The sequence below is a fragment of the Pantoea eucrina genome (assembly GCF_001691555.1).
GTDB classification, from domain to species: Bacteria; Pseudomonadota; Gammaproteobacteria; order Enterobacterales; family Enterobacteriaceae; genus Pantoea; species Pantoea borealis.
The window spans coordinates 1,031,974-1,057,160 of sequence record NZ_MAYN01000008.1; the positions used below are offsets into that span (position 1 = coordinate 1,031,974).

The window sequence follows — 25,187 nt, forward strand, 5'->3', positions numbered from 1 at the left end:
CCGGACTATTCAGTCCGGTTTTTTCATGCTCAGAGTCCGGGCGCCCGCGGCGGACAGCGGTCGAGCAACTCTATGCTGCCATCTTCATTCTGCTGTTCAAGATGAATATCAAATCCCCAAAGCCGGTGAACATGTTTCAGCACATCGCGCCGGCTTTTATCCAGCGGCGCACGCTGCTGAGGAACATAGCGCAGCGTTAGCGACCGGTCACCGCGCAAATCTACGTTGTAGACCTGAATGTTGGGCTCCAGATTGCTGAGGTTATACTGGGCAGACAGCTGCTGGCGAATCGCGCGATAGCCCGCCTCATCATGAATCGCCGCAATTTCCAGGTAGTTATTACGATCGTCATCCATAACAGTGAACAGGCGGAAATCGCGCATCACTTTTGGCGACAGGAACTGGCTGATAAAACTCTCATCTTTAAACTCGCGCATCGCAAAATGCAGCGTTTTAAGCCAGTCCGAGCCAGCGATATCGGGGAACCAGTGGCGATCTTCTTCTGTTGGCGACTGGCAGATGCGTTTGATGTCCTGGAACATAGCAAAGCCCAGGGCATAAGGGTTGATGCCGTTATACCACTGGCTGTTATAGGGTGGCTGATAGATAACGTTGGTGTGGCTGTGCAAAAACTCCATCATAAAACGTTCTGATACTTTGCCTTCATCGTAGAGATGATTGAGGATCGTATAGTGCCAGAAGGTTGCCCAGCCTTCGTTCATTACCTGCGTCTGTTTCTGCGGATAGAAATACTGGCTTACTTTACGCACGATGCGCAGCACTTCACGCTGCCAGGGCTCCAGCAAGGGGGCATTTTTTTCCATGAAGTAGAGCAGATTTTCCTGCGGCTCAGAGGGATAGCGCGCCGCTTCAACGTGTGACGCCTCTTTCTCTTTACGCGGCAGCGTACGCCATAGCGTATTTACCTGGCTCTGCAGATACTCTTCGCGACTCTTTTGCCGCGCTTTCTCTTCCTGCAGTGAAATTTTTTGCGGGCGCTTATAGCGGTCAACGCCATAGTTCATTAAGGCGTGGCAGGAGTCCACCAGACGCTCAACCTCTTCGACGCCAAAGCGCTCCTCGCAGTCGGCAATATAGTTACGGGCAAACAGCAGGTAATCGACGATCGAACTCGCATCGGTCCAGCTGCGGAACAGATAGTTATTTTTGAAGAAAGAGTTGTGTCCGTAGCAGGCATGAGCCATGACCAGCGCCTGCATGGTCATTGTATTCTCTTCCATCAGATAGGCGATACAGGGGTTAGAATTGATGACGATCTCATAAGCGAGCCCCTGCTGCCCATGCTTATAGCGCTGCTCGGTTTCGATAAACTTTTTACCGAAAGACCAGTGAGCATAATTAATGGGCATTCCTACGCTGGAGTAGGCATCCATCATCTGCTCGGATGTGATGACTTCAATCTGATGCGGATAGGTATCAAGACCGTAGCTTTTCGCTACGCGGTCAATTTCAGCCAGGTAGACATCAAGCAGCTCAAATGTCCAGTCGGGCCCGTCACTGAGTCGTTTACTGCTACGGGTTGGCTCGTCAAACATTGTCGTCATAGCGCACCTCTGTTTTGCAGGCGGCAGGAAGACCCTGCCACACGGGTGAAGGCTTCGTCCTGAGAAAGAGCGCCCAAAAACTGAGCGAACAGATCAAGGATAGTTCACTGTCTCGCATCCGATAACGTAACTCAAACGATTTTTTTGGCAGAAAATCATCCGGATAGCGCAATCCCATCGCGGCCTAAGATATTAATCCGGCTCCAAATGAAATGGCAGAATAATAAACTAAAAAAATAGCCCGCGGACAGCAGTGGGTGATTCTGCTGAAAAAGGGAAAAAGCCCTGATTTTTTTCTGAAAAAGCGCTCCGGTTAGCGCATCAGAAGCGGTAAAACTCTGATCTTTGCCATCGGAAAGGATTTAAGTGTGCAGAATGTTAAAAAAGATGTGAAATAGCCGGGTAAAATCTAAGATAAACAGAGCAGCCTGATTATTCTGACTCAGATGCTCATACCAGTTAATTATGCTTTTGTCTCGAGGGGCCTATGCGTGTCGTGATTCTGGGAAGTGGGGTGGTGGGAGTGGCAAGCGCCTGGTATCTGGCGCAGGCCGGACATGAGGTCACCGTCATCGATCGTCAGCCTGCCGCCGCGCTGGAAACCAGTGCCGGCAACGCCGGTCAGATCTCTCCTGGCTATGCGGCGCCCTGGGCCGCGCCGGGCGTGCCGTTAAAGGCGATTAAATGGATGTTTCAGCGCCATGCGCCGCTGGCGATGCGGCCGGACGGCAGCCGGTTCCAGCTTGAGTGGATGTGGCAGATGCTGCGCAATTGCGATATGCGCCACTATCAGGAAAACAAAGCCCGTATGGTACGTATTGCTGAATACAGCCGCGACTGCCTGAAAACGCTGCGCGCTGAAACCGGCATTGCCTATGAAGAGCGGCAGGGCGGAACCCTGCAGCTGTTTCGTACGCAGCAGCAGTTCGACAGCGCCAGCAAAGATATTGCCGTGCTGAAAGAGGCAGGCGTGCCTTATGAGCTGCTGCAGGCTCATGAGCTGCAGCGTGCCGAGCCGGCGCTGGCCGCCACCGCGCACAAGCTGACCGGTGGCCTGCGGTTGCCCAATGATGAAACCGGCGATTGCCAGCTCTTTACTCAACGCCTGGCAGAAATGGCGATGGCGGCAGGCGCCACGTTTCGCTTTAATACGCCGGTCGATCAGCTGCTGCGGGAAGGTAACCGCATCTATGGTGTGAAGTGCGGTGATGAAGTGATCAAAGCAGATGCTTACGTAGTGGCATTTGGCTCCTATTCGACCGCGCTGCTGAAAGATATCCTCGCGATCCCGGTCTACCCGCTCAAAGGGTATTCGCTGACTATTCCGGTAAAAGAGGCTGACGCCGCGCCGCGCTCCACCATACTGGATGAAACGTATAAAGTGGCGGTGACCCGCTTTGATAACCGTATCCGGGTGGGCGGCATGGCAGAAATTGTTGGTTTTAACACCAAACTGTTGCCGGCACGACGGGAAACGCTGGAGATGGTCGTACGCGATCTCTATCCTGAAGGCGGATTTATCGAACAAGCCTCTTTCTGGACGGGGCTGCGTCCGATGACGCCAGACGGTACGCCGATTGTGGGTCGTACCCCGCTGACCAATCTCTATCTCAATACCGGACACGGTACGCTGGGATGGACCATGGCCTGTGGTTCCGGTCAGCTACTGGCTGATATTGTATCGGGTCAGAAACCCGCGATTGCCGCAGACGATCTCTCTGTATTGCGCTATCTGCCGGGTTTTGCCTCGCACGCATCGCCTTTACGCCGCGCGGATATCGCACGCTAACACTCACGGAGAGTTAACACTATGTCACGTCCTCTGCGCGCGTCGGTTAACCGACAGGCGCTGCGTCATAACCTGTCTGTGGTGCGTCGGGCAGCGCCGCAGTCACACGTATGGTCAGTGGTCAAAGCCAACGCTTACGGGCACGGGATTGCCCGCGTCTGGCAGTCGCTGGAGAGCACCGACGGTTTTGCGTTACTCAACATCGAAGAGGCTATTCTGCTGCGCGAGCAGGGATGGAAAAAACCTATTCTGCTGCTGGAGGGGTTTTTTCACGCCGACGATCTGAAGCTTATCGATCGCTACCGGCTGACCACCAGCGTGCACAGTAACTGGCAAATTAACGCTCTGGCGACCGCACAGCTCTCCGCCCCCGTGGATGTGTATCTGAAAATGAACAGCGGTATGAACCGGCTCGGTTTTCGCCCTGAACAGGTGCATAACGCCTGGCAAAAACTGCGCGCGCTGCCGGGGGTAGGTGAAATCACGCTGATGGCACATTTCGCTGATGCCGATAATCCGGAGGGGATAGCAGAGCCACTGCAGCGCATTGAACAGGCGGCTGAAGGCCTGAGCTGTCCGCGTTCGCTCGCCAACTCTGCCGCCACGCTGTGGCATCCGCTCACGCATCATGACTGGGTGCGTCCGGGGATCATTCTGTATGGCGCTTCGCCCAGCGGTCGCTGGCAGGATATCGCCGGTACCGGGCTGCGGCCGGTTATGACGCTGAGCAGTGAAATTATTGGTGTGCAGCAGCTGACAGCGGGCGATGGCGTCGGCTATGGCTATCGCTACCGGGCCAGCGGACCTCAGCGGATTGGCGTTGTTGCCTGTGGTTATGCTGATGGTTATCCGCGCCATGCTCCTACCGGCACGCCCATATCCGTGGGCGGCGTGCGCACCCGCACGCTGGGAACGGTGTCGATGGATATGATGATGATCGATCTTGAACCCTGTCCGCAGGCGGGTATTGGTACCGCCGTTGAGCTGTGGGGTAATGACGTGAAGATTGATGAGGTCGCAGCAGCGGCCGGCACGGTAGGGTATGAGCTGATGTGCGCGCTCGCCCCGCGCGTGCCGGTTGAGGTTATTTAAGCGCGGTTACGCTGCCGCGTATCTTACGGCTGCAGCGCCAGGCAGTGAGTGCCAGCGCTGCCCCCGTCAGCATCATCAGGGCCAGTGACGATTTTTCTGCAATCGGCAGAGCCACGATTGCCATGCTGCCGCCAGCGCCTCCCGCCATCTGAATAAACCCCTGTAGCGCCGAGGCTACGCCCGCCTGCTGCTGATAGGGTTCCAGCGCATAGCTGGTAGCCGGGCCAACGGTAAAGGCGAGGCCTGCAACTGACACCGCCACCGGGATCATATAGAGCGCCCAGTGATACTGCCATTCAGCAGGCAGAAGGTGAACGCCCGCCAGCAGCAGTATTGCTCCCAGCAGCATCGTGATAAAACCCATAGCCAGACAAAATGGCCGGCCCGCTTTGCGGATTGTTTTATTCACGAAGGCGCTGACCACCATGATCCAGAAGCCGTTGGCACCAAAAGCAAACGAAAACTGCAGCGGCGTCAGGCCACCTTCGGTCATCAGCACATGCGGTGCCAGAGAGACGTAGGTCAGCACCATACCCAGAGCGCCTGCATTGGCAAACGCAAACGCAAGAAAGCGCGGCTGGCGCAGAATTGCGCCATATTGTGCCAGCGGAAGCCCTTTCACACGCAGCGTATCTGCCGGCCGGGTTTCCGGTAAGGCCACTATCACCAGCAGGCCGATCGCCAGCGCATAGCTGCACAGGAACCAGAAGGGTGCACGCCAGCCATAGGCTTCTGCCAGAAGGCCGCCCAGCAGCGGCGCCAGCGCCGGTACAATGTTCAGCGCACCATTAAGGAAACCGTAAGCACGTGCCGCCTCATCGCCGCTCAGGCGATCGCGTACGCCGCTGAATGCCACTACCGCGCTGCAGCAGACGCCGCAGCCCTGAATAACACGTGCGAGGAAAAACACCGGCCAGAGCGTGGCGGTAGCGGCCACGGCGCTGCCTGCGATATAGAGCAACAGGCCGATCAGCGCCACGGGCTTGCGGCCAAAATTGTCCACCAGCGGGCCGGTCACCAGCTGACCGATGCCCATAATCAGCAGGAACAGCGGGATGGTAAGCTGGATCAGGCTGACCGGGGCGTTAAGGCCTTCGGCAATCTGCGGCAGAACAGGCAGGTAGAGATCAATACCCAGCGGAGCCAGCAGCACCAGGCTCAGCAGAAGAAGCGTAAATTTTTGCATGAGGAACCAGAAACGTCCTGTTAAACAGGCGAGAAGGGTAATGACTCTGCGGGTAAAAAGAAAGCGCTAAAGTGAAAAGGCGATGCCTGCCGCCGGACGGCAGGCATCGCACAGACATCGGTCAGTAGGCGCCGTCGCGACGCAGTACTACGCCTGCGGTTTTAAACAGAATGGCAATATCAGTCCACAGCGCCCAGTTTTTTACATACCAGGAATCAAAATAGACGCGGGTGTCATAATCGATATCATTACGGCCGCTTACCTGCCACAAACCGGTCATACCAGGCTTGGCCATCAGGTAGTAGTCAACGTCACCGGCATAGCGTTCCAGTTCAGCTTCGATAACCGGACGCGGTCCTACCAGGCTCATCTCTCCGCGGATCACGTTCCAGAGCTGCGGAAGCTCATCAAGGCTGGTTTTGCGCAGGAAGCCGCCGATGCGGGTAACACGCGGATCGTTTTTCAGCTTGAAGTCACGATCCCATTCTGCCCGCGCCTCCTCGCTGGTTGCCAGCAGCGCCTGCAGGACGTCCTGTGAATTTGTTACCATGGAGCGAAACTTCAGGCATTTGAACTTTGCTCCATCCTGGCCGACGCGCTCGTGACCATAAATAGCATTGCCGCCATCGCGTTTTACCATCCAGCAGAGCAGACCAAATACCGGAGAAAGAAACAGCAGCAGCAGTGAGGCCACCACAATATCAAAGGTGCGTTTCAGGAAACGCGATGAGCGCTTGGCCAGATTATTGCTGACGCGCAGAATCATCACTTCATGGCTGAAGATAAAAGACATATCGGTACCGTAAAGCGGTACGCCCCGCAGCGTCGGGATCACTGAGATAGAGCGGCATTTCATTTTGGAGAGAAACTTCAGCCAGTGATCGCGTACCGCCTGCTGTTCATATTCGGTCGCCACGATAAACTGCGTGTTATCGCGATCCATGGTCTGCCAGTTGATGTCTTTACGGGTGATAACCGGCACGCCATTGAGTTTGGCCGGATTGTTTTCATCATCCAGTGAGATAAACGCCTGCACGTTATAGCCCAGAATCTCTTCGCTCTGCAGCGCGGCATAGGCTTCCAGCGCATTTTTGCCTGAGCCAATAATAATGGTCTCTTTCTGCCACTGTCCTGCACGGCTGATTGCCCGTTTTACCAGGGCACGCATCAGCGGCAGCAGCAGCAGTGCCCAGCTCCAGCTGAATACCCAGACCATGCGTGAGAAATCCCATTTGGAAAAGGCAATCAGCGCTAAATCCAGCAGTGAAAATACAAACAGCGTCCTGATAATCTCTTTTAGCTCAAACCAGAAAGGTTTGCGGTAGGTGTAGTGTCGCATCCGGACCCAGAACCAGGCGGTGCAGAGTACCGAAAGGCCAAGCTGCGCAATAAACCGGTACTCAATCTGCTGCGGCGGAATAAAGCTGTCCAGCTCTCCCCAGATGCCCTGGACGGTGGCCGCCGATAAAAACAGCGCCAGATTAAGTGCGATAAGATCGGACAGACTTAATGCGACTTTAGCAATGAGGTTTTTTCGCAGGCCGCTCCACGAACGGCTTGCGTCATTCATTACAATTGTACTTGCCATAACACCCGCTCTCTTTTCTTAAGTAAAAGATGGCCTGACCAGAATCAAGTACGCGCTCAGGACTACCGGCTGACTTACAAAATAACCTTTGCTATCAACACAATAATCATTGGTGATCTCTTAAGCGCTGCACGGCAAGGGCCGGATAAGACGTGATATAGGTCACGAAAACAGCAGCAACGTTTACGAGTATGCAAGAGGAATCTGACAGAGTTAATATGGAATTACTCTTAAAAGGAAATTATTGAGCGGAGGGACTATCAGTTATGTTATTGAAAACACTCAGTTGGTGATGAAAAAACGGGCAAAAACAGCGTTTTTTTTCGGCAACTTTTAGGAATCACCGCCATACGCAGGGGTATGACGGTGCGGTGATATCAGGCAGGGCGGGTAAGTACCCAGCGATCCTGTTCTTTGTCATAGTGACCAATTTTTAAATCCACCGGCTCGCCATCGATCCACGCCGGCACGCTGGTCTCCTGATCCCAGCCATCAAGCTGATAGCTCAGGCCCGGGTTGGTCTGGCAGGGGATTGAAACGGTATCCGGTTTATCGCCTCCCATCTCCGCATCAACAATTTCATAGCGACCAATTTTAACTACCGTTCCCATTTTTTGCTCCCGTTTGCTGACTGATAACTAAAATCATAGTCGCTGCTGACCGCTTCAGGTGCCCTAAAACCTCGGATTATTCTCGCTCTTCGCTGACCCGTACGCCGATTTTCATGATTTTGTTATCCTCTTTTTCCGCCACGGTCCACGTCAGCTGCTTCCACTCCACCTGATCGCCGACCACCGGCGTGCTGCCGAGCAGGCTCATGACCAGCTGGCCCAGCGACTGCTGATCGTTTGTTTCATTATCCAGTTCCAGACCATAAATCTGCGCCACATCCCGCAGGCGCGCATCGGCGTCGAGAATAAAATCGCCAAAAAAGCGCTGGTCAAGTGCGACAGGCGGCGTCTGGCTGAACATTTTGCCCAGCGCCGGTAAATCACGCTCCCGGCCTATCACGCACAGCACATCGCCCTCTTTCAACCGGGTAGCGCCGCTGGGATGCATCAATGTGTTGTCGCGGAAAAGCGCCGCAATGCGCGTTTCTCGCGGCATTTTGAGATCGCGCAGCGCGGCACCTACACACCATTTATCAGCATTCAGCTGGTAAATAAACTGCTCCCACGGGTTTTCCGGATGGATATCAAGTCCGATACGGCTGACAGGAGAAGCCAGCGGCGGCACGACCACTCTGGCACGTTTTGCTGCGTAACCCAGCGATGTTCCCTGCAGCATCAGTGAGACTAGCACCACAAAGAAAGCGATATTAAAATAGAGTCTGGCGTTCTCCAGCCCTGCCATCATCGGAAACACGGCCAGAATAATTGGCACGGCGCCGCGCAGGCCAACCCAGCTGATAAAAATACGCTCACGTCCGGTAAACCCTTTAAAAGGCAGCAGCCCGACCAGCACCGAAAGCGGGCGGGCGACCAGAATCAGCCAGAGCGAGAGGATCATGGCCGGCAGAGCGATATGCCACAAATCGGAGGGCGTCACCAGCAGCCCCAGCACAATAAACATGCCGATTTGACTAAGCCATGCCATGCCATCAAACGTTTGCAGAATACCGTGGCGGTTGCGAATAGGGCTGTTGCCCAGTAAAAAGCCACACAAGTAGACCGCGAGGATCCCGCTGCCCTCCATCACCGTGGTCAGAGCGAACACAATAATGCCACCGCTAAGCGCCAGCAGCGGATAAAGCCCCTGCGCCAGACTGATGCGGTTAACCAGCTGCTGCAGCGCCCAGCCGCCGCCGAGGCCAAAGACAATGCCCAGACCAAACTGCTGCACCAGATGTACCACAAACATCCAGCTAAGGCCGCTCTGACCCTGCTGGATCATATCAATCAGCGTGATGGTCAGAAACACTGCCATCGGGTCGTTGCTGCCTGATTCAATCTCCAGCGTAGAACTGACGCGTTCATTAAGGCCTTTATCGCCCAGCAGGGAAAAAACCGCTGCGGCGTCCGTTGAGCCGATGATGGCGCCAATCAAAAATCCCTGCATCATATCGAGCTTAAAAAGCCAGGCTGCGATTAAACCGGTCAGGCCGGCAGTGATCATGACGCCTATCGTTGCCAGCGACAGCGCCGGGCCGAGCGCAACTTTCAGCGAGCTGGCTTTAGTGCGCATACCGCCATCCAGCAGAATCACCGCCAGGGCAAGGTTGGAGACCAGGTAGGCCACCGGATAGTTATCAAAAGCGATGCCGCCAATGCCATCCACGCCGGTCAGCATACCGAGCGCAAGGAAGATCACCAGAATGGGAATGCCAAGACGTGAGGAAAACGAGCTCAGTAAAATGCTTGCAGCGACCAGCACGGAACCAATGATAAAAAGACTGTAAATCATGCTGGTATTCAATAGTATTCTCCTGCAACCGGGCCAAAACCGACAGGCACGAACAATTCGTACCAATAAGTGCAAAAGATAATGCCTTATCAACGGCTTGTCAGCGCTTAATTTCCTGTTTTTTGTTTATACGAGCTATGATGACATTAAACTGGAAAATCCTGCAACCAGCGGGGCGTTTAGCGGTTAAAGAAGTCGTAATCAGAGATAAAAAAGCCGGTCAGTGACCGGCTTGTGATTCAGGCCTCAGCAGCCTGTTTGTGGAAAAGCTCCCGGAATACCGGATAAATATCTTCAGGCTCACGAATATGCTGAATCGCAAAATTGTCAAACATGGCCTGCAGATGTTCATATTCCCGCCACAGCGTCTGATGCGCGCGCCGGGTGATCTCGATATAGCTGTAATAGCGTACCACCGGCAGAATATGTTTCGCCAGAATCTCGTGGCACAGCGGCGAATCATCTGCCCAGTTATCCCCGTCCGACGCCTGCGCTGCGTAGATATTCCACTGTGACGGGTCGTAGCGCTCTTTAACCACCTCATCCATCAGTTTCAGCGCGCTGGAAACAATGGTGCCGCCGGTTTCCTGCGAGTAGAAAAACTCCTGTTCATCAACCTCTTTAGCCTGCGTGTGATGACGGATATAGACCACTTCAACGTTTTTATATGTGCGGCTCAGAAACAGATAAAGCAGAATATAAAACCGTTTAGCCATATCTTTCGTGGCCTGATCCATAGAGCCGGACACATCCATAAGGCAGAACATCACTGCCTGACTCGAGGGTTCAGGACGCTTTTCAAAGTTTTTATAGCGCAGATCAAAGGTGTCGATAAACGGCACCCGTTCAATACGCGCCCGCAGGTCAGCAATCTCCTGCCGCAGCCTCTCTTCTTCAAGCAGCTGTGCAGGTTCACTGGTTTCAACCTCATGCAGAGCCGCTTCCAGCTCATGCAGCATGCGGCGCTTGCCTGCTGTCATGGCCGTACGCCGGGCAAGCGAGTTTTGCAGTGAACGGACCACGCTGATGTTGGCCGGGACGCCGTTTGAGGTAAAGCCGGCGCGATGCGTTTTAAACTCATTGAGCTGACGGTGCTGATTTTTGCGCAGATTCGGCAGCGCCAGGTCTTCAAACAGCAAATCGAGATATTCATCTTTCGATATCTGAAAGACAAATTCATCCTGACCTTCACCATCCTGACTGGCGTTGCCCTGACCGCTGCCGCTGCCGCCTGCACCGCCCTGAGGCCGCTCTACACGGTCATTCTGTACAAAGTGATCGTTGCCGGGATGAACACGGTGGCGGTTGCCGCCGCGGCCCTGATGAAAAACAGGTTCATTGATGTCATCAATGGGAATCGACACCGACTCACCACTCTCTGTGTCGGTAACCGAACGCTTGTTGATGGCCTCGGAAATCGACTGCTTGATTTGCGACTTATAACGGCGCAGAAAGCGCTGCCGGTTGACCGCACTCTTGTTTTTACCGTTCAGACGCCGATCGATAAAATAGGCCATGGTTTCCCCTCAACTGCAGTGTAAGCCAGGCCGGAAAGGGTTCTCCGGCCTGATTAACGGCGAGCCAGGCGCCGCGCTTACGGATCGATTATGACGATTTACGCACGCGGAGATACCATTCGCAGAGCAGACGTACCTGCTTGCGGGTATAGCCTTTCTCCATCATACGGTCGACAAAATCATCATGTTTTTTCTGCTCATCGGTAGACGTTTTGGTGTTAAACGAGATAACCGGCAGCAGCTCCTCAGTATTGGAGAACATTTTTTTCTCAATGACCGTGCGCAGTTTCTCATAGCTGGTCCAGTTTGGATTGCGACCACTATTTTGCGCCCGGGCGCGAAGTACAAAGTTAACGATCTCATTACGGAAATCTTTTGGATTACTGATACCGGCCGGCTTTTCGATTTTTTCCAGCTCCGCATTAAGCGACTCACGGTCAAACAGTTGCCCGGTATCCGGATCGCGATACTCCTGATCCTGAATCCAGAAGTCAGCATAAGTGACATAGCGGTCAAAAATATTCTGACCATATTCAGAATAGGACTCCAGATAGGCCGTCTGAATCTCTTTGCCGATGAACTCAGCATATTTCGGGATTAGATATCCTTTCAGATGCTCCAGATACTTTTCAGCCTGATCCTGCGGAAACTGCTCGCGTTCAATCTGCTGCTCCAGTACGTAAAAGAGATGAACCGGGTTAGCAGCAACTTCAGTGTGATCGAAGTTGAACACGCGCGACAGAATCTTGAAGGCAAAACGGGTTGAAAGGCCATTCATTCCTTCGTCAACGCCTGCGTAATCGTGATACTCCTGCCAGGATTTCGCCTTGGGATCGGTATCTTTCAGGCTTTCACCATCATAAACCCGCATTTTAGAGTAGATGCTGGAGTTTTCCGGCTCTTTCATTCGCGACAGGATAGTGAAGCGTGCCAGCGTTTCAAGTGTGCCAGGGGCGCAGGGCGCGGTGGTGAGATCGCTGTGGTTAAGCAGTTTCTCGTAAATTTTAATCTCTTCTGATACGCGCAGGCAGTAAGGCACCTTGACGATATAAACACGGTCGAGGAAGGCTTCATTATTCTTGTTGTTACGGAAGGTAACCCACTCCGATTCGTTGGAGTGCGCCAGAATAATGCCGTTGAAGGGCAGCGCAGAAATGCCTTCAGTGCCGTTGTAATTGCCTTCCTGCGTAGCGGTCAGCAGTGGATGCAGCACCTTGATCGGCGCTTTGAACATCTCCACAAATTCCATGATGCCCTGGTTTGCACGGCAGAGTGCGCCAGAATACCCATAGGCGTCAGGATCGTTTTGCGCATGATTTTCCAGCTTGCGAATATCGACTTTACCGACCAGCGCAGAGATATCCTGATTATTTTCATCACCAGGTTCAGTTTTAGCGATAGCCAGTTGCTCCAGAATAGATGGCCACACTTTTACCACTTTAAACCGGGTAATATCGCCGCCAAATTCATGCAGACGTTTTGCTGCCCACGGCGACATGATGGTGCCGAGGTAGCGCCGCGGTACGCCATACTCTTTCTCCAGAATATTGGCATCTTCCTGCGGGTTAAAGAGACAGAGCGGATGATCGTTAACCGGACTGCGTTCACCATCGGCGCTCAGTACATAGATAGGCACGCGCTGCATCAGCGCTTTTAAACGTTCGGCAAGAGAAGATTTACCGCCACCTACCGGGCCAAGTAAATAGAGAATCTGCTTTTTCTCTTCCAGGCCCTGCGCCGCGTGTTTCAGGTAGGAGACGATCTGTTCAATCGCTTCCTCCATACCGTAAAACTCTTCAAACGCCGGATAACGGCCAATGACACGATTCGAGAAAATACGGGAAAGGCGTGGCTCCTGAGCGGTATCAACCATAACGGGCTCACCAATAGCCGTTAACAGTCGTTCTGCCGCATTGGCGTATGCACTGCGATCCTGCTTACAGATAGTAAGAAATTCCTGCAGTGTGAACTCTTCGTCCTTGGCAGCTTCATAACGCTGACGATAGTGATCGAATATATTCATAGCGATGCCCGTCCTGTTAGAATTGTTGGGAACAATAAGCGTAACCTTACAAACAGTGGTGCCAACCTCTCATTTTTAAGGATATAAATCTCTCTGCTTCTCTATTGTTATGAGCGTGTATCGGATAAAGATCAAGTAGTAAGTGGCGCAGGATTAAACGATTAGCGCTCAAAAAACGCGCAAATTTCCGCAGATTGTTTTAACTCAAACTTGTTTTGCAAAATATTTGCCTGTGAGGACGGGACACGACCTGTAAAGATGCCAACATCTCTGTCCGGCATACGGTGCGTAAATTTCTGCAAGATGTGAAGAGTGGCAGAATTAGTCAGCCAGGCGGATACGGCGTCAGGTTAAGCGGTGGCATACATTAAGCCGGCGTGACAAAACAGTAAGCCTGAGGGTGACGCACGCGTGCCGGAATGCGGGATAGCCGCTCTCTGCCTGATGGCTTGCAACTGCATGTTTGAACGGATTATTTCTGCCAGTCATCCACTAAATTCTGACCGGGCAGCGGCGACAATGAGGCTGCGTTGTTTACCCGCATCAGTCTGCCTGGCCCGCTACTGCACCGCTGTGTCGCTTTCACTTCCTGATTAACCCGGTTAACAGCAGATTGTCCCCGTTGCAAAATATTCGCTAGACTGCAAAAGCAATGAGTGACTTAACAGGCAAACTACATAGTGAACACATTTAAACTTTCTGCATTTATGCTGCTTTCTCCTGCGCTGGTGAGCGCATTTGCAGCCCACGCTGATCCGCTGTCGCTGGGCGCCTCTGTTATCTATGCTCAATCACCTTATCGTGGCGGACAGGATCGTTATCTGCCCGTACCGGTGATTAACTATGAGGGTGAAAACTTCTGGTTTCGCAGTCTGCAGGGCGGCTATTACCTGTGGAAAGATCCGCAGAATCAGCTGTCACTGACGCTGCTCGGTTCGCCGCAGCAGTATGACCCGGATGATAACGATCTTGGCGACATGAAATCCCTGGACAAGCGTCGTATGACCCTGATGGCGGGCGGCACCTACCGCCATGTCGCGCAGTGGGGGATCCTCCGCACGGCGTTACTGGGTGATGTGCTGAATAACAGTAATGGCATCATCTGGGATCTCACCTATCTGTACCGCTTTGAATTCGGCGCATTCAGCCTGACACCCGGTATTGGCGCCCTGTGGAACAGTGCAAATCAAAACCGTTACTACTATGGCGTTTCTTCGCATGAGAGTGCCCGCAGCGGTATTGCACAATACCGGCCGGATGACAGCTGGTCGCCTTATGTGGAGCTGAATGCCAGCTACCAGCTTAGTCAGAACTGGAACGCCAGCTTTTCCGGGCGCTACACGCGTTTTGATGATGAAATCAAAGATAGCCCGATGGTGGATAAAAATGGCCAGGTCACGCTCTGGACCGGCCTCAGTTACAGTTTCTGATGCACTTTCGCAACGCCTGATATCAGGCGTTGTTTTTTTATAGCTCTACAGCGCAGGAGGGATGATGAAAAAAGTCTGGATCAACGATGCTTCACTGCCCGCTATCGGGCAGGGCACCTGGTATATGGGGGAAAACCCCTCGCTGCGTGCTCAGGAGATCGCGGCGCTGCAGGCGGGGCTTGCGGCCGGTTTGCAGGTGATAGATACGGCAGAAATGTACGCCGACGGGGAAGCTGAGAGAGTGGTGGGTGAGGCGTTGCAGGGGCGGCGTGACAGCGCCTGGCTGGTGTCAAAAGCCTATCCGTGGAACGCCGGTGAAGCTGATATCACCGGGGCGTGTGAACGCAGTCTGCAGCGACTTAACACCGATTATCTCGATCTTTACCTGCTGCACTGGCGCGGTAATATTCCGCTGGAAGAGACTATTCGCGGTATGGAGAAGCTGGTGGCGCAGGGAAAAATACGCAGCTGGGGCGTCTCAAATTTTGACAGCGACGACATGGAAGAGCTGTGGGAAGAGCAGGGCGGCTTCTCCTGCGCGACTAACCAGGTGCTGTATCATCTCGCATCCCGCGGGATTGAGCATGAGCTGCTGCCGCTCTGCCAGCAGCGCGCGATGCCGGTGATGGCCTATTGTCCGCTGGCCCAGGCGGGGCGGCTGCGGCAGGCGCTGTTTGATAACGCCCAGCTGCTGGAACTCGCCCGGCATAAGCAGATTAGCGTGGCCCAGCTGCTGCTCAGCTGGGCGATCCGGCATGACGGCGTCATGGCGATCCCTAAAGCGGGAAGCGTTGCACACGTCCAGGAAAACGCTGCGGCGCTGAACGTTACGCTCAGCGCCGACGATCTCGCGTTGCTCGATCAGCTGTTTCCTGCTCCGCAGCAGCGCGTACCGCTGGATGTGGTTTAAGCGGGTTTAACGCCGCGCACGCGCAGGGTTGTCCCCAGGCGGGCAGGGGTTTCGCCTGCGCTTTTCAGTGGCTTATTTATGCGCGCCGTTTCCACACAGACCATGGTTTTATAACCGTCATTTGGCATGTCCGCCATGCTGCAGGAGAGTTCCGGACCCGGATTCCATGTGACAACGTCACTTTGATAGTGGTGATAAACCTCAATCTGCCGGCTGCCGCCGCTATCTTTGATTACGCTGCATTCGTCAGGCGCGGTATAAATGCGATCGATTCGCCCCGGATAGCGCTGAACGCCCTCGCTGTTTTCGCCCGGTGAGTTATCTGCTACTTTATCGATAAAGGTATGTCCCAGACCGCTTACGGCTGTGCCGGCAATGTCGGTCACGCTGAAATAAGCATGCAGTGCAGCTGTCGCTTCAAAATCTCCCCAGGCTTCGAGTTCGATCTCGCACTGCTCTGCCAGCCGGAAACGTGCCAGCAGCGTAAAATCATGAGGCCAGAGCTTTTTCGTCTGGCTGTTACTTTCCAGCGTAAATGTCAGCATAACGGCGTCTTCATTTTCATCGTGTGCCGTCAGCGTCCATGGCTGGGTGCGGGCAAACCCATGCGCCGGTTCGCCGGCAGGACCAAACCACGGCCAGCAAATCGGCACGCCGCCGCGAATCGCTTTACCTGTCCTGAATGCACTTTTATCACTCAGCCAGATAACAGGTTGCTGACCGCTGGGCTGCCAGGCGAGCAGATGTGCGCCCTGAAGCGCGATAGCCGCACGAACTTTTGGATGACTGATAACCACTACCGGCAGATCGTCCTGCTGACGCAAAGACAAATAAGGGGTTATTTGCTCAGTCACAGGCAATGTAAAAAGCGTATTTGGCATCGTTCAGCCTCTGTTTGTCTGGTCGAAAAAAAAGGGCGACCGAAGTCACCCTTATCTGTATAGCCTGGTTACTTATTTAGCAGCAACCAGCGCAATCAGGTCGAGAACCTTGTTGGAATAACCGGTTTCGTTATCGTACCAGGAAACCAGTTTTACAAAGTTGTCATTCAGCGCAATACCAGCTTTGGCATCAAACACTGAGGTCAGCACTTCGCCGTTGAAGTCTGTAGAAACCACGTCATCTTCAACATAGCCCAGCACATCTTTCATTTCGCCTTCTGAAGCTGCTTTGATAGCTTCACAGATTTCTTTGTAAGTTGCTGCTTTTTCCAGACGAACGGTCAGGTCAACCACAGAGACGTTAGGCGTAGGTACACGGAAAGCCATACCGGTCAGTTTGCCGTTCAGCTCCGGCAGTACTTTGCCCACTGCTTTTGCTGCGCCGGTAGACGATGGGATGATGTTCTGTGCTGCACCGCGGCCGCCGCGCCAGTCTTTGTGTGACGGGCCATCAACAGTTTTCTGGGTAGCAGTGGTAGCGTGCACGGTGGTCATCAGGCCTTCAACGATACCGAATTTGTCGTTGATGACTTTTGCCAGTGGTGCCAGGCAGTTGGTGGTGCAGGATGCGTTAGACACGATATCCTGACCCGCATACTTATCAAAGTTTGCACCGCGTACGAACATCGGGGTGTCATCTTTAGATGGGCCGGTCAGAACCACTTTCTTCGCGCCAGCAGAGATATGTTTACGCGCGGTTTCGTCAGTCAGGAAGATCCCGGTTGCTTCAGCAACAACGTCAACGCCTGCTTCGTCCCACTTCAGGTTAGCCGGGTCTTTCTCAGCGGTAACACGGATTTTCTTGCCGTTAACAATCAGCGCACCATCCTGTACTTCTACGGTGCCGTCGAAACGACCATGCGTAGAATCGTATTTCAGCATGTAAGCCATGTAATCGGCGTCGAGCAGGTCGTTGATCGCAACGATTTCGATGTCTGAACGCTGCTGAGCAGCACGGAAAACGATGCGACCGATACGGCCAAAACCGTTGATACCTACTTTGATAGTCATATATTCCACCAGCTATTTGTTAGTGAATAAAAGGTTGACTGTAAAATTACAAAAACCTTACCAGGCGTCAAGCGGAATCGTGTCAATTGTTGCGACAGGTCAATTCCAATGCCAGGAATAATCTGTAATGCAACCGCTTGCGCACCTGTTTTACAGCGCGTCTATCTTACGCTGATTAGCGTGTGAAAAGGGAAGTTTGTCACAAAGAGTGATCGTCATCACAAAACCACGCTGCAGCAGCCAGAGCAGAAAAGTTCGCACAAAAAAAACGGCGGGCAATGTTGTCCGTTTGTTAGAATAGTAGCTGATTTCTACAGAAAGATACTCTGGAAGCAAAAATGGCAAAAGATACCGCATCTGAAGCAAAAATCGGCCAGCTGTCTGAAATGCAGCGTTACGTCACGCAGCATCGGGGTACGGAGCCACCCTTTACCGGCGCGCTGTTACACAACAAACAGGATGGCATTTATCACTGTCTGGTCTGTCAGGCGCCGCTGTTTCTGTCAGAGAGCAAATATGATTCGGGCTGTGGCTGGCCAAGTTTCTACCAGCCGGTCAACGATGAGGCGATACGTTACCTGGAAGATGACTCGCACGGCATGCATCGGGTTGAGATCCGCTGCGGCAGCTGTGACGCGCATCTGGGTCATGTGTTTCCGGATGGGCCGCAGCCCAGCGGTGAGCGTTACTGCGTTAATTCCGCTTCGCTGAGCTTTACTGACGAGCAGGGCAAACAGCAGGAGGGATAGGATGAATCAGGAACTGAATGCGATGCTGGATGCGATGACGCCTGAGATTTATGAACGACTGGCAACCGCAGTTGAGACGGGTAAATGGCCTGATGGCGTTGCGTTAACGCAGGAGCAACGCGAGCACTGTTTACAGCTGGTCATGCTGTGGCAGGCGCGTCATAACGAGTCGCCGCAGCATATGAGCATTGCCAAAGGTGGCGATATCGTGACGAAGTCTAAAAAGCAATTGAAAGAAGAGTTCGGCATTGAGCCGGATGTCACGCGCATCAATCTGCACTAAGAAAACAGGCTGGTATTCCAGCCTGTTTTTCAGATTATTTCCGCACCCTGCGCCTGCATTTGCGTTAGCGCTATCTCACTGTCTTCCGGACTGAGATTCACGCCACGGCAGCCCTCTTTAACGACCTGAACGTGATAACCGAGCTCCAGCGCATCCAGCACGCTATATTTCACGCAGTAGTCGGTTGCAATTCCCAGCATAACCAGATGCGTGATGTCGCGTTCGCGCAGCCAGTTATCCAGCTCAGTTTTGCGCCGGTGTCCGTTATCAAAAAAGGCGCTGTAGCTATCCACGTCGACATCGCCGCCTTTATGAAATACGGCGTCAATCAGTGAGCGATCAAGATCGGGATGGAAATCGGCACCCGGACTGTTTTCAATACCGTGGTCCGGCCACCAGATCTGCGCCAGCCCGTTGAGCTCACCCAGCGTATAGACAGGCTCGCCGGATACTGAGGCAAAGCTGCCGTGATTGGCCGGATGCCAGTCCTGCAGGGCCACGACACATTCGCCGCGCTGGCGAAACTCACGTGCATAGCGGTTTGCCACCGCTACGGTCTCATCACCTTCGCGCACGGCCATTGGCCCGCCGGGGCAAAAGTCATTCTGGATATCGATAATTATCAATGCCCGCTTCATATCATTTTGCTCCGTTCAATCCTCAGTCAGTTCGCCACGTAAGTTCTGCTGCATTCTGGCACGAATTTCCTCAGGGCTAAGATCCTGACTTAATAAATAGTGCAGTTTTGTTAACGTGGCCTCAACGGTAAGATCAAAACCGCTGATCACGCCGGCATGCTCCAGCGCATTACCGGTGGCATAGCCGCCCATATTCACTTTGCCGGACATGCACTGCGTCAGATTAACCACAATGATACCGCGCTGGCTCGCCTGCTGAAGCTCATGCAGGAACTCAGCGTTTTGCGGCGCATTGCCCACTCCGTAAGAGCGCAAAATCAGCGCTTTAACCGGCTGGCGCAGGAAGTTGCGTACTACATCTGCAGAAATACCCGGATAAATGGTTACCACACCAATAGGCTGCGGTGTGATGGGATGAACCACCAGCTGGCCTGTCTGCTGTGGCGCGGGAGGCGTATTCAGACGACGGATATGAATACCCGCTTCCAGCAGCGGCGGGAGATTAGGTGAGGCGAAAGCGTTAAAACCGTCGGCGTGCGCTTTTGTGGTACGGTTGCCGCGGAACAGCGTGTTATTGAAAAACAGTGCCACTTCATTAATCGGATAGTTAGCCGCGACATAAAGGGAATTCAGCAAATTTTGCTGACCATCAGAGCGCAGTTCCGCCAGCGGGATCTGCGAGCCGGTAACGATGACCGGTTTCGCCAGATTTTCCAGCATAAAAGAGAGGGCTGATGCGGTGAAAGCCATGGTATCGGTTCCATGCAGAATAACAAAACCGTCATAAGCGTCATAATTCTGGCGGATATCATCTGCAATCGCCTGCCAGTCCTGCGGCGTCATATCGGAAGAGTCGATAAGTGGCGCATATTCGTGAATTGTAAAATCCGGCATCTCCGGCCGGTGGAACTCAGGCATGTTGGCCAGCTGCTGCTGAAGATGGCCTGATACCGGTACATAGCCCTGCGCGGAGCGCTGCATCCCGATAGTACCGCCCGTGTAGGCTACATAGATATTTTTCTTTTGCATGAGTGTACTCAGACTTGCCGTAAAACGCGCAGTATAAGGGGATTGGCAGGGAAAAGCAGCCCGACCAGCGGCCGGGCTGTAAAATTAGCGAACGCTGCCGCAATTCAGACAAAAGGCGTAACGATTTTGCGGATCGTTGAGCTTACCGAGCAGGCCGGGCTGCGCCTGCATGGCACTTACAACCTCCTGCACCGGCGCGGGCAGCCAGATTTTCAGCGCGTCAGGCAGTACTGCCTGCGCCGAAGCGTTCATCTGGTTGAGCAACAGATCGAGCATACCTGGCTCATCCTGATACCAGTTGAGCGATGGCTGCGTTACTTTGGCCAGAGAGGCTGCTTTGGCGACGGCGTCGTCAAAATCACCCAGCGCATCAACCAGACCATTATTTTTGGCGTCACTGCCGGTCCAGACATGACCCTGTGCGATAGCATCAATCTGCTCAGGTGTCTTGTGGCGGGAAGCGGCGACCAGTCCGATAAAATTGCGATAGCCATTCTCAATCGTCAGCTGCATCAGCTGTTGTACCTCTGCAGGCAGCGTTTTGGTCGCGGCCACATCGGCAAGCGGCGAGGTGGCTACGCCGTCCGTGTGCACGCCAATAGCATCCAGACTGTTTTCTACCGTATTGATGACACCAAAGATGCCGATAGAGCCGGTCAGAGTAGAGGGCGCGGCGATGATGTAATCTGCCGGCGTTGAAATCCAGTAACCGCCTGATGCGGCCATGCCACCCATAGAAACCACTACCGGCTTACCGGCTTCATGCGCGGCGGCGAGCTCTTCACGAATGGCTTCCGATGCGGTGACGCTGCCGCCCGGGCTGTTTACCCGCAGGACGATAGCTTTAACTGCAGGATCCAGGCGCGCTTCGCGGATCTGTGCGGCTGTGGTATCACCGCCAACGTTGCCCGCGCTCTCTTCACCGTCCATGATTGCGCCGCTGGCGAGGATCACCGCGATGTTGCCTTTCTGCTGCGCCGGCTGTTTCAGACGGTAGTCATAAATGCTGACATAGCGGTAGTCGTTATTTGCTTTGTCCCAGCCAAATGTTTTAGCCAGCGCCTGGTCGGCGGCTGCGCGTGAACTCAGTGCATCCACCAGTTTGTTATTCAGCGCATATTTAGCCGTGTCGCCCTGGACGGCCTCCAGTCCACTGATAACGCCTGCCGCGCCGGGAAAGAGCTGCTCTGGCGTAATCTGGCGGTTGGCCGACACCGTATTCAGATAGTTTTGCCATAGCTGAGTGATCCAGCGGCTATCCGCATCACGCGCATCCGGGGACATGTTGTCACGCAGGAAAGGTTCAACGGCTGACTTGTAAGTCCCTACGCGAAAAACGTGCGATGACACCTTCAGTTTTTCCAGCAGGGTTTTGTAATAGAGTCCGTTGGTCGCAAACCCGTGCAGATCAACCGTGCCCTGCGGCGAAAGCCAGATCTTATTGGCGAAGCTGGCCAGGTAATATTGCGCCTGACTGTAGCTGTCACCCAGCGCATAGACCGGTTTCCCGCTATCACGAAACTCCCGCAGCGCTTTGCCGACATACTGCAGGGAAGGCTGATCGCCACCGGCAAAATCGCGCAGATCCAGAACGATACCGGTAATATTGCTGTCAGTTTTCGCCTGGCGAATGGCGTCAACCACATCAAACAGGGAGTTTTCCTGCAGGCGATCGCTGTTTGCGCCCAGCAGCTGGCGGCTGATCCGGCTCAGACGGTTACTCACCGACGGTTTATCCACCAGCATACCGCTGAGATCGACTTTTAACGCGCCCTGCTGGACCGGTTCACTGTTGCCTGCGCTCGACAGCTGCAGCCAGATGCCGACACCGGCCAGAATCAGCACAATGAGAAACAGATTAAGGATAAATTCCCGGATAAAATTCAGAACCCGCCAGCTCCAGCGGAACAGACCGGCAATAATTCGCCACAATGTGCGCATAAACTCTCCATATTCACGTAGCCAGGGCCGGCAGCAGGTGCGCGTACCCCGATATCGGCATCATCCTAAAGAGCAGCCGCTGAAAAGTCAGCAGGAATTCGCACCAGACTGTTACAAAAGATCGCGCTGTGCCAGGATTAGCACATCATCAGAAGGCACAGGAGAACCCTTATGGATGCACTGGAGTTATTGACCAATCGCCGCTCAGCTTCACGGCTGACTGAACCCGCTCCGGCAGGAGAGGTGTTGCAGAATATTCTGCATGCCGGTATGCGGGCACCCGATCACGGTACGCTGCGCCCGTGGCGTTTCGTCATTGCAGAGAATGAGGGGCGGGATCGGCTAAGCCGCGTACTGGAGCAGGCTGCCCGTGATAGCGCGCTGGAAGAAAAAGCCATTGCGAAAGCGGCGGCAGCGCCATTTCGTGCCCCGATGGTGATAACCGTGATTGCCGACTACAAACCCTCTGAAAAAGTGCCACAGTGGGAGCAGGTTGTCTCTGCTGGCTGTGCCGTCATGGCGATGCAGATGGCCGCGCTGGCGCAAGGGTATAACGGCATCTGGCGCAGTGGCCCATGGACCGATCACCCTCACGTGCGGGCAGCTTTTAACTGCAAGGAAAAAGATGCGATTGTAGGGTTTCTCTATCTCGGCACGCCGCAGCTTAAAGCCAGCACCACGGTGGTCGCACCGGATACTGCAGAATTTGTCTCCTGGTTTTGATTCTTCCGCCTGCAATTTGACAGAATTGCAGGCGTCATGCGCAAAAACGCCGCATCCGTGCAGAGAAAGCTTACCTGCAGCAAGCCGCCAGGCTACCATCGCGTCATCATTTCCGTTAAAGCTGAAAGAAAGGATTTGCGCCTTCCATGCGTTTATTTATTGCTGAAAAACCGAGTCTGGCGCGCGCCATCGCAGAGGTGCTGCCAAAGCCGCATCGCCGCGGAGAGGGCTATATCGCCTGCGGCAACGATCAGGTTGTGACATGGTGCGTCGGGCATTTACTGGAGCAGGCGCAGCCTGACAGCTACGACAGCCGCTATGCCCGCTGGAATCTGGCCGATCTGCCTATTATTCCTGAAAAGTGGCGTCTGCAGCCGCGTCCCTCGGTAGCAAAACAGCTAAAGGCTATAGAAGGATTATTGCAGCAGGCCAGCGAAATTGTGCACGCCGGCGATCCGGATCGTGAAGGTCAGCTGCTGGTGGATGAGGTGCTGGATTATCTGCAGCTGCCGGCCGGGAAGCGCCAGCGGGTACAGCGCTGCCTGATCAACGATCTTAATCCGGCGGCCGTTGAACGTGCAGTCAGCCGGCTACGGGAAAACCGCGAATTTATCCCGCTCTGCGTCTCAGCGCTGGCGCGTTCACGTGCTGACTGGCTGTATGGCATCAACATGACGCGCGCCTGGACCCTGCTTGGACGCAATGCCGGCTATGATGGCGTCTTATCGGTAGGGCGTGTGCAGACGCCGGTGCTCGGGCTGGTAGTCAGACGGGATGAAGAAATTGAGCACTTTGCACCCAAAGACTATTTTGAAGTGAAAGCGCATATCGTTACGCCGAAGGAGGAGCGCTTTGTTGCCAGCTGGGTGCCGAGCGACGCCTGCGAACCCTGGCAGGATGAAGAGGGGCGTGTCCTGCACCGGCCGCTGGCAGAGCACGTGCTGGCACGTATCCAGGGGCAGCCCGCACAGGTTACCGGCTATAACGACAGGCGTGAATCGGAAACCGCACCGCTGCCGTTTTCGCTCTCCAGCCTCCAGATTGAGGCAGCAAAACGTTACGGGCTCAGCGCACAGAGCGTGCTGGACTGCTGCCAGCGCCTCTATGAGACGCATAAGCTTATTACCTATCCGCGTTCGGATAGCCGCTATTTACCCGATGAGCACTATGCCGGTCGTCATGCCGTACTGAAAGCGATCGCTGTCCACCAGCCCGATCTGACGCCGCCTGCTGACTTCAATGCGGAACAGAAAAACCGCTGCTGGGACGATAAAAAGGTTGATGCGCATCATGCCATCATTCCTACCGCGCGTACCGGCAAAGTGGCACTGAGCGATAACGAAGCCCGAATCTATGCGCTGATTGCCCGGCAGTATCTGATGCAGTTCTGCCCGGATGCGCAATTCCGCAAATGCGTTATCGATCTGGAAATCGGGGGTGGCAAATTTGTGGCAAAAGCACGTTTCCTGGCGGAAGCGGGATGGCGGGCGCTGCTCGGGAACAAGGAGCGCGATGAGGAAAATGACGGCACGCCGCTGCCGGTAGTCAGTAAAGGCGATACGCTGCTGTGCGAGCGCGGTGAGCTACTGGAAAAGCAGACCCAGCCGCCACGACCGTTCACTGATGCCACGCTCTTATCCGCCATGACCGGCATTGCGCGCTTTGTGCAGGATAAAGAATTAAAGAAAGTGCTGCGCGCGACCGATGGTTTAGGGACGGAGGCCACGCGGGCCGGCATTATCGAGCTGCTTTTTCGCCGGACTTTCCTGGTGAAAAAAGGTCGCTATATCCACTCAACAGAGGCGGGCAGAGCCCTGATCCATGCGCTGCCCGAAATGGCGGCGCGTCCGGATATGACGGCGCAGTGGGAGTCAACCCTGACGCGTATCAGCGAAAAAAGCTGCCGCTATGATGAGTTTATGCAGCCGCTGGTATCCACGCTGACCACGCTGATTGGAGAGGCGCGGCAACGGCCTTCTTTGCAGGCATTTAAAGGGCTGGCCGCCGCCTCGCCGGCGCGCAGTAAAGCAAAAAAACAGCGGCGAAAACCAAAGGAGACGCAATGAGCAGGTATACAACGGTAACGGCGCTGGCGCTGCTGGTTTGCAGCAGTGCAGCGCTGGCAAACCGGATGCCGGAGCCGGCACGTACGGGTAATACTGATGTGGTGGTGGATATGCCGGCAGAGGTCTGGACGCAGGGCCAGAATCGTCAGCAGAACAGCTGCCTTCAGTGCTGCATTTATGAAAATCGCAGCTATTCAGAAGGCGCAGTGGTCAAGGCCGAAGGGGTACTGCTGCAGTGCTCACGGGATGAAAAGGTACTGGGCACCAATCCGCTGCTCTGGAAAATCATTAAATAGGTAAGCG

Annotated in this window: 21 protein-coding genes; 9 read left to right on the forward strand and 12 right to left on the reverse strand. The window is 54.2% G+C overall.

All coding sequences use genetic code 11. From position 1 onward, the window contains the following. Positions 1–29: 29 nt before the first annotated feature. Entirely contained in the window at positions 30–1,565 is a 1,536-nt protein-coding gene (locus BBA90_RS10920; RefSeq protein ID WP_065649154.1) for a SpoVR family protein, read from the reverse strand. A gap of 487 nt (positions 1,566–2,052) precedes the next feature. On the opposite strand from BBA90_RS10920, the gene BBA90_RS10925 reads away from it, so the two are divergent. Both BBA90_RS10925 and dadX read left to right on the forward strand, forming a co-directional pair. Then, positions 2,053–3,354 (forward strand): D-amino acid dehydrogenase, encoded by a 1,302-nt coding sequence (locus tag BBA90_RS10925; RefSeq protein WP_065649155.1) that lies wholly within the window; start codon positions 2,053–2,055, stop codon positions 3,352–3,354. A gap of 21 nt (positions 3,355–3,375) precedes the next feature. Continuing rightward, a complete protein-coding gene (gene dadX, locus BBA90_RS10930) occupies positions 3,376–4,446 on the forward strand; it encodes a catabolic alanine racemase DadX (RefSeq protein WP_065649156.1) in 1,071 nt (356 codons plus the stop codon). On the opposite strand, the gene BBA90_RS10935 is transcribed toward dadX, so the two are convergent. The 6 genes from BBA90_RS10935 to yeaG form a co-directional block, all read right to left on the reverse strand. After that, positions 4,439–5,632 (reverse strand): multidrug effflux MFS transporter, encoded by a 1,194-nt coding sequence (locus BBA90_RS10935; RefSeq protein ID WP_065649157.1) that lies wholly within the window; start codon positions 5,630–5,632, stop codon positions 4,439–4,441. The two genes, dadX and BBA90_RS10935, sit on opposite strands and share 8 nt — an antisense overlap. Positions 5,633–5,753: 121 nt before the next feature. Further along, complete coding sequence (wbaP, locus tag BBA90_RS10940) at positions 5,754–7,220, reverse strand: undecaprenyl-phosphate galactose phosphotransferase WbaP (RefSeq protein WP_065649158.1); 1,467 nt, start codon at positions 7,218–7,220, stop codon at positions 5,754–5,756. A 377-nt stretch (positions 7,221–7,597) separates the two neighbouring features. Beyond that, positions 7,598–7,831: a DUF1480 family protein gene (locus BBA90_RS10945; protein WP_065649159.1), complete on the reverse strand. Its 234-nt coding sequence runs from the start codon at positions 7,829–7,831 to the stop codon at positions 7,598–7,600. A gap of 76 nt (positions 7,832–7,907) precedes the next feature. Then, positions 7,908–9,635, reverse strand: coding sequence for a potassium/proton antiporter (locus tag BBA90_RS10950; RefSeq protein ID WP_065649160.1), 1,728 nt, complete (start codon positions 9,633–9,635; stop codon positions 7,908–7,910). Positions 9,636–9,862: 227 nt separating this feature from the next. Next, positions 9,863–11,140: a YeaH/YhbH family protein gene (locus BBA90_RS10955; protein ID WP_065649161.1), complete on the reverse strand. Its 1,278-nt coding sequence runs from the start codon at positions 11,138–11,140 to the stop codon at positions 9,863–9,865. 88 nt (positions 11,141–11,228) lie between these two features. Further along, positions 11,229–13,163 carry a protein kinase YeaG gene (yeaG, locus tag BBA90_RS10960; RefSeq protein WP_065649162.1) on the reverse strand — a complete coding sequence of 645 codons (1,935 nt, stop codon included), beginning with the start codon at positions 13,161–13,163 and terminating at the stop codon, positions 11,229–11,231. Positions 13,164–13,843: 680 nt separating this feature from the next. Here yeaG and BBA90_RS10965 point away from each other — a divergent pair. Both BBA90_RS10965 and BBA90_RS10970 read left to right on the forward strand, forming a co-directional pair. After that, positions 13,844–14,593, forward strand: coding sequence for a MipA/OmpV family protein (locus tag BBA90_RS10965; protein ID WP_065649163.1), 750 nt, complete (start codon positions 13,844–13,846; stop codon positions 14,591–14,593). A 64-nt stretch (positions 14,594–14,657) separates the two neighbouring features. Beyond that, on the forward strand, positions 14,658–15,503 hold the full coding sequence (locus BBA90_RS10970) for an aldo/keto reductase (RefSeq protein WP_065649164.1): 846 nt from the start codon (positions 14,658–14,660) through the stop codon (positions 15,501–15,503). Here BBA90_RS10970 and BBA90_RS10975 read toward each other — a convergent pair. After that, positions 15,500–16,384, reverse strand: a complete 885-nt coding sequence (locus tag BBA90_RS10975; RefSeq protein WP_065649165.1) for a D-hexose-6-phosphate mutarotase — start codon at positions 16,382–16,384, stop codon at positions 15,500–15,502. The two genes, BBA90_RS10970 and BBA90_RS10975, sit on opposite strands and share 4 nt — an antisense overlap. Before the next feature lie 72 nt (positions 16,385–16,456). Then, positions 16,457–17,455, reverse strand: coding sequence for a glyceraldehyde-3-phosphate dehydrogenase (gene gapA, locus BBA90_RS10980; protein ID WP_065649166.1), 999 nt, complete (start codon positions 17,453–17,455; stop codon positions 16,457–16,459). A gap of 338 nt (positions 17,456–17,793) precedes the next feature. Between gapA and msrB the strand changes: the two genes are divergently transcribed. Further along, positions 17,794–18,204: a peptide-methionine (R)-S-oxide reductase MsrB gene (gene msrB / locus BBA90_RS10985; protein WP_065649167.1), complete on the forward strand. Its 411-nt coding sequence runs from the start codon at positions 17,794–17,796 to the stop codon at positions 18,202–18,204. Between the two features lies 1 nt (position 18,205). Beyond that, positions 18,206–18,487, forward strand: a complete 282-nt coding sequence (locus tag BBA90_RS10990) for a YeaC family protein (protein ID WP_065649168.1) — start codon at positions 18,206–18,208, stop codon at positions 18,485–18,487. Positions 18,488–18,516: 29 nt separating this feature from the next. Here BBA90_RS10990 and pncA read toward each other — a convergent pair whose 3' ends face one another. The 3 genes from pncA to sppA form a co-directional block, all read right to left on the reverse strand. Further along, entirely contained in the window at positions 18,517–19,125 is a 609-nt protein-coding gene (pncA, locus tag BBA90_RS10995) for a bifunctional nicotinamidase/pyrazinamidase (RefSeq protein WP_065649169.1), read from the reverse strand. Between the two features lie 15 nt (positions 19,126–19,140). Next, positions 19,141–20,154: an asparaginase gene (gene ansA, locus BBA90_RS11000; RefSeq protein ID WP_065649170.1), complete on the reverse strand. Its 1,014-nt coding sequence runs from the start codon at positions 20,152–20,154 to the stop codon at positions 19,141–19,143. A gap of 84 nt (positions 20,155–20,238) precedes the next feature. Beyond that, positions 20,239–22,095 carry a signal peptide peptidase SppA gene (gene sppA, locus BBA90_RS11005; protein WP_065649171.1) on the reverse strand — a complete coding sequence of 619 codons (1,857 nt, stop codon included), beginning with the start codon at positions 22,093–22,095 and terminating at the stop codon, positions 20,239–20,241. Positions 22,096–22,266: 171 nt separating this feature from the next. On the opposite strand from sppA, the gene BBA90_RS11010 reads away from it, so the two are divergent. From BBA90_RS11010 to BBA90_RS11020, 3 genes are all read left to right on the forward strand, one after another. Next, positions 22,267–22,818, forward strand: a complete 552-nt coding sequence (locus BBA90_RS11010) for an NAD(P)H nitroreductase (RefSeq protein ID WP_065649172.1) — start codon at positions 22,267–22,269, stop codon at positions 22,816–22,818. A gap of 146 nt (positions 22,819–22,964) precedes the next feature. After that, positions 22,965–24,884 carry a DNA topoisomerase III gene (locus BBA90_RS11015; protein WP_065649173.1) on the forward strand — a complete coding sequence of 640 codons (1,920 nt, stop codon included), beginning with the start codon at positions 22,965–22,967 and terminating at the stop codon, positions 24,882–24,884. Beyond that, a complete protein-coding gene (locus BBA90_RS11020) occupies positions 24,881–25,180 on the forward strand; it encodes a YnjH family protein (RefSeq protein ID WP_065649174.1) in 300 nt (99 codons plus the stop codon). Before BBA90_RS11015 ends, BBA90_RS11020 begins: the two co-directional genes overlap by 4 nt. Positions 25,181–25,187 lie beyond the last annotated feature (7 nt).

What these genes read in the sequence shown, in the direction of transcription:
- gapA (WP_065649166.1), bottom strand. Translation starts at nt 17,455, where the DNA reads ATGACTATCAAAGTAGGTATCAACGGTTTTGGCCGTATCGGTCGCATC.
- BBA90_RS10920 (WP_065649154.1), bottom strand. Translation starts at nt 1,565, where the DNA reads ATGACGACAATGTTTGACGAGCCAACCCGTAGCAGTAAACGACTCAGT.
- sppA (WP_065649171.1), bottom strand. Translation starts at nt 22,095, where the DNA reads ATGCGCACATTGTGGCGAATTATTGCCGGTCTGTTCCGCTGGAGCTGG.
- ansA (WP_065649170.1), bottom strand. Translation starts at nt 20,154, where the DNA reads ATGCAAAAGAAAAATATCTATGTAGCCTACACGGGCGGTACTATCGGG.
- BBA90_RS11015 (WP_065649173.1), top strand. Translation starts at nt 22,965, where the DNA reads ATGCGTTTATTTATTGCTGAAAAACCGAGTCTGGCGCGCGCCATCGCA.
- BBA90_RS10925 (WP_065649155.1), top strand. Translation starts at nt 2,053, where the DNA reads ATGCGTGTCGTGATTCTGGGAAGTGGGGTGGTGGGAGTGGCAAGCGCC.
- dadX (WP_065649156.1), top strand. Translation starts at nt 3,376, where the DNA reads ATGTCACGTCCTCTGCGCGCGTCGGTTAACCGACAGGCGCTGCGTCAT.
- msrB (WP_065649167.1), top strand. Translation starts at nt 17,794, where the DNA reads ATGGCAAAAGATACCGCATCTGAAGCAAAAATCGGCCAGCTGTCTGAA.
- BBA90_RS10970 (WP_065649164.1), top strand. Translation starts at nt 14,658, where the DNA reads ATGAAAAAAGTCTGGATCAACGATGCTTCACTGCCCGCTATCGGGCAG.
- BBA90_RS10945 (WP_065649159.1), bottom strand. Translation starts at nt 7,831, where the DNA reads ATGGGAACGGTAGTTAAAATTGGTCGCTATGAAATTGTTGATGCGGAG.
- BBA90_RS10955 (WP_065649161.1), bottom strand. Translation starts at nt 11,140, where the DNA reads ATGGCCTATTTTATCGATCGGCGTCTGAACGGTAAAAACAAGAGTGCG.
- wbaP (WP_065649158.1), bottom strand. Translation starts at nt 7,220, where the DNA reads ATGGCAAGTACAATTGTAATGAATGACGCAAGCCGTTCGTGGAGCGGC.
- yeaG (WP_065649162.1), bottom strand. Translation starts at nt 13,163, where the DNA reads ATGAATATATTCGATCACTATCGTCAGCGTTATGAAGCTGCCAAGGAC.
- pncA (WP_065649169.1), bottom strand. Translation starts at nt 19,125, where the DNA reads ATGAAGCGGGCATTGATAATTATCGATATCCAGAATGACTTTTGCCCC.
- BBA90_RS11020 (WP_065649174.1), top strand. Translation starts at nt 24,881, where the DNA reads ATGAGCAGGTATACAACGGTAACGGCGCTGGCGCTGCTGGTTTGCAGC.
- BBA90_RS11010 (WP_065649172.1), top strand. Translation starts at nt 22,267, where the DNA reads ATGGATGCACTGGAGTTATTGACCAATCGCCGCTCAGCTTCACGGCTG.
- BBA90_RS10935 (WP_065649157.1), bottom strand. Translation starts at nt 5,632, where the DNA reads ATGCAAAAATTTACGCTTCTTCTGCTGAGCCTGGTGCTGCTGGCTCCG.
- BBA90_RS10990 (WP_065649168.1), top strand. Translation starts at nt 18,206, where the DNA reads ATGAATCAGGAACTGAATGCGATGCTGGATGCGATGACGCCTGAGATT.
- BBA90_RS10975 (WP_065649165.1), bottom strand. Translation starts at nt 16,384, where the DNA reads ATGCCAAATACGCTTTTTACATTGCCTGTGACTGAGCAAATAACCCCT.